The sequence below is a fragment of the Nostoc flagelliforme FACHB-838 genome (genome assembly GCF_014698065.1).
Classification (GTDB): Bacteria; Cyanobacteriota; Cyanobacteriia; order Cyanobacteriales; family Nostocaceae; genus Nostoc; species Nostoc flagelliforme_B.
In genome coordinates, this window is the sequence record NZ_JACJSI010000476.1 from 1 (window position 1) to 4,066 (window position 4,066).

A 4,066-nucleotide genomic window follows, 5' to 3' on the forward strand; every position below is an offset into this window, starting at 1 on the left:
GATACTAAGTTCCCAGCAGATGATTTTTGCGTCATATATCATATTTTATAACGCCGTGTCTACCAATCTACATTCTGATTTTTTCTTTCTACCCCGATTTACCGAGCGGATACATCAAATACATTAAATTTAGCTCCCCCAGCGTTCAACCCATTCTTTTTTCTTATTTCTTGTGCTTCTGTATTTGCTTGATTGATAGTATTCTCAATACAATTTTTTCGAGGCTCTATTTCATTACCATTTGTATCTACTTCTTTCTCCGGCTCTTTCTCACAATTAAGTAATTTTGTTTGTGTAGCTAAAACGAAGCTTTGGTCATTATTAACAACACGAATAGCATCTTGAAGTTTCACGCCATTTCTAGTAATTTCCAAAATGCTCCTATTTAGTTTAACCGATACATTTTTCAGAGCTATCGTTGTATTGGCTAATAAAAAACCATTCCCAGAAAGCATCAAAATCACTAACAAAGGAAAAACCATTTCAGTTGCAAAACTGCTCGAAAAACCCTCTTCTGCAAATTTTCTGTACCATCCCAAAGACCAAAAGTTAACCAAAACTACAGCTATCAACATCGACACCGCAACAACAGCGCTATAAACAGGGCTTGTTCCAGAAGCAAGCTGATCCCAATCAGTCTTAAAAGAATTGATAATTAGCTCTGCACCGTTTATAGCACCGTCAACAATCTCACCGGATATAGTAACGCCTGTATTCTGTCCTGGTTGTTGACCACTTGATTGAGCATAGACGAGCAGATTTACCATTGATTTTTCCAAAAAGCATCATTAACCGCAGCAGTTCGTAATATTTCTCTAGCTGTTGCGTTAGCTTCGCTATCTTGTCTTTTTGATTGCTCATCCATACGACCAGAAATATCTGCCAAGTTCATATTTGCTGCCGCTAAAAAACGGAATTGTTTTTGAGCTTCAGTATGGATAGATTTGGTAACTACAGCAGTTTGTAAATTTTGGATAGCAACTTTTTTGAGAATGTCTTGTGTAATAACATCAAGTTGTGCTGCATTTGCACTACTTGAAGATTGCGAAATCGCATCATTAGTTATTTCAGATTCTTGTCTTTGCACTGTTTGTCCTTCAGTACCTAAGACAGATTGAGATTGACCACGGGTGTATTGTTGATTCCATTTTTTAATTGCATTTTTTGCTTGAGTCCCAGGATCTAATTCTAATAATTGAGTTTCTTGCTTTTGTAAAACTTTTTCAATGTTCTTACCAGCTTTAAAAGGGTCAGGAATCCCTAAGTCACCTACACTAGACTGAATTGCCTGATTTAACTCCGCTTCTAATTTACCAACGGCTTTAGAGAACTCTTTTTGATAGTTGTTGATGTAAATCTGTAAACTGTGGTAAATCTCTTCAAATTGGGTCAAAAAAGATTGACTTTGTTTGTTGTTGGTTTGTGCGTTCGCTGGGACACTAGAAAGAAATATCTGTACGGCTATAACCTGAATCATCAGTAAGTGTTTGATATTCTTCATATAAATTTTTCAATGAAACTGCAAAAGGTTTAGGGGTACAATCAGAAGAAACTATAGCTTTTTTATTTTGTTTGTCGATAGAAACAGCTTTTACAAGTAAGGCTTCAGGATCTAGTCTTGTTTTCAAAAGACTTCTAAAAATAATACTGTCGTAAACATCGGTATCTACCGGAAGAGTAGAACCGTTAGTCCGAGACATCAATAAATAAGTATCACCTTTCACAAAACTGGTAGTAATTCCGGGTTGTTCTACTCTCGAAATCACTATATTGTTGTACTTCAAGCTGCGTAAAATTCTGCTTCTTCTCACCGCATCTTGACCCATTTTTAATTGAACTTTGCAACTGGTTTCTTTATTAGCAACAAACTTTTCATCTTCCTTTTTTTTGTATTCCCATACTTGAAAACTTCCTATTGATACTACCCCTGCTAATATTGCCAACAAAATCTTGTTTTGAATTCCTAATGAGAGAATTTTCATAATGGCTGACCCTGCTTTACACAATCAACATAATACTTAGAAAATTCTGCCACCCAAGTAAACTTATCGTTGTAAATTTTCTTAAACTTATCTCGTGATTCTTGTTCTTCCCTACCATTGACAACCAAGGCCAAAAGGGGATAACAAGGGTAATAACGACACCTAATGTATCTGTTGTTGTAGTCCAGCAGCCATAATGTATATACTTGTTGGATATTGGGGGTGAAGGTTTCATTCTTGTCGATGATTTCTCTAGGAATACCAAGTAGTTCAGAAAAACTTGTTGCTGCACCTGGAACAATTCGCCCAATCAACCTTAAAGGCATATTTTGTAATATTTGTTCCCCTGCTGACGATTTCGCTATAGAAATCACATCCTGGGCAGCTATAACAATACGGCATCCTGACTTTCGAGCTGTAGCGCACTTCCGCCCTACCAAACGAGACAAGGAAGGGAACCGCAGTAATACACTAGCCTCATCCATGAAAAACATACTATTGGTTGACGACAGAGACTGTCTCGATGCCGCAATATATGCTGACATCCCGAAAACTTCTGCTTCTTTATCAGATTGCAGATTAGTTAAGGCGAAAGTAATTAATTTAGAATCAGTTTGGAAAGTGGAAGGTTTACAGATGGCATCGCCTATTGAACTAGCTTTCCAGTACTGGAGTCGCAAGCGAATGTAGTTCAACGCTTTGTCTACATTTTCATCTTCATAGCCTAAATCAATACAATCGGCACTGAAAAACTGTTCCATGTCAATTAGAGTTGGGGTGTCAGCCCATTCTGGCGTACCAATACCTGCTTGTTTTGCTGATTCAAATCGGCGTTGAATATCAGGATTGTCGTAAAACGCTTTTGTACCCAGAGGGATTAAAGACTCGATTGTTTGCGCCAGAAAGCCATCAAATTGTTGGGAACCTAAAACCAACTGCAACACTATCAAATTTACATCATTGCGATGTGCTTTTGCTCTATCTTCTCGTTGTGATTCAGGGATCTTTGATAAATCTAATGGCTGTACAAGATTATTCGATTGCTTGGATATATCAAAATAAAATCCATTGTAGTAAGGTGTGAAATCGCCAAATGTACCAGAACCGTCGTCATTGGGCAAGTCAATCATTAATATTGACATTCCCAATGCTAAACACTCAGCAATAATAGACGATACTAGTACAGATTTCCCACTCCCAGTAGTACCGATTACCATCATGTTTTTAGTTTTGGATAAATCAAGACAAACTGGTGAGTGCCCCTCATCGGCGATCAATTCAAACCCTTGCTTGTCCGCCAAAGCTGTTTGTAAAGTAGGTATTAACCCTATTACCTCACTACTAAAAAAAGTGGTGCGTCGATTGTAAGGACTCGTTAATTGAGGTCTTTGTTTAATTAATAAACTATCCAGCCAAATAGACCATGCATACTGGGTTTCTCGAATTAACTCCGCAGGTTGATTTATATAGCCCGAAATTAATCTGCAAGCATCATCAATTTCTTCAAGCGTATTGCGATAAACAAGAACAATTAACGCTAGATTTTCTGGTACGTCCCCCGTATAAAGCTGCTTTTGTGCATTCACCGACCATTCTGTATTAATCTGTGAAGCTACGTCGATGGTTTTCTTACTTGCACTAATTTCAGCATTACGCGAACGTCTTGTGATTAATTGCTGAGTTAGTCTAACTATTTTTTGGTCTGCTGGACTTATTTCAGTAATAATTTCAATATCATGAATCACTTCACGGGAGAATATATTCCATAGAAAGCGCACTTGATCACGAGTAGAAGCAAATGCTTCTGGTTTTTGAGCAAGTGTCATCACACCTACATATTTTTTATCGGCGTTTTTTGTTGGCAAACATACCCATTGCCTATCAGCATAGGGAATACCGTTATTTAAAAGTACTGATGTTACATGTAACTGATCAATATATTGTGAGCCAGAAGGTTCAGCCTCATTAAATTCAGGACTTACGCAACTGGAACAAATAGCGAGCGGGGCGTAGCCCTACCACACGACAATTTAAATCAAACCAAGCACATAGGAATACTTGGGCGTTTTAGTTGCTGAATTAAA

At 37.7% G+C, this 4,066-nt stretch carries 4 protein-coding genes; all 4 read right to left on the reverse strand.

The window, feature by feature from the left end; translation table 11 throughout:
• Positions 1-98: 98 nt before the first annotated feature.
• From H6G97_RS46910 to H6G97_RS46925, 4 genes are read right to left on the reverse strand one after another with little or no spacing between them, the layout of a single operon-like run.
• The gene (locus H6G97_RS46910; RefSeq protein ID WP_190947222.1) at positions 99-767 is read right to left on the reverse strand and encodes a hypothetical protein; all 669 of its coding nucleotides are present in this window, start codon (positions 765-767) and stop codon (positions 99-101) included.
• Positions 761-1,501, reverse strand: coding sequence for a hypothetical protein (locus tag H6G97_RS46915; protein ID WP_242056104.1), 741 nt, complete (start codon positions 1,499-1,501; stop codon positions 761-763). The genes H6G97_RS46910 and H6G97_RS46915 overlap by 7 nt, the downstream gene beginning before the upstream one ends.
• On the reverse strand, positions 1,440-1,982 hold the full coding sequence (locus H6G97_RS46920; RefSeq protein WP_190947223.1) for a hypothetical protein: 543 nt from the start codon (positions 1,980-1,982) through the stop codon (positions 1,440-1,442). Before H6G97_RS46920 ends, H6G97_RS46915 begins: the two co-directional genes overlap by 62 nt.
• Complete coding sequence (locus H6G97_RS46925) at positions 1,979-3,847, reverse strand: helicase HerA domain-containing protein (protein ID WP_242056105.1); 1,869 nt, start codon at positions 3,845-3,847, stop codon at positions 1,979-1,981. The genes H6G97_RS46920 and H6G97_RS46925 overlap by 4 nt, the downstream gene beginning before the upstream one ends.
• Positions 3,848-4,066 lie beyond the last annotated feature (219 nt).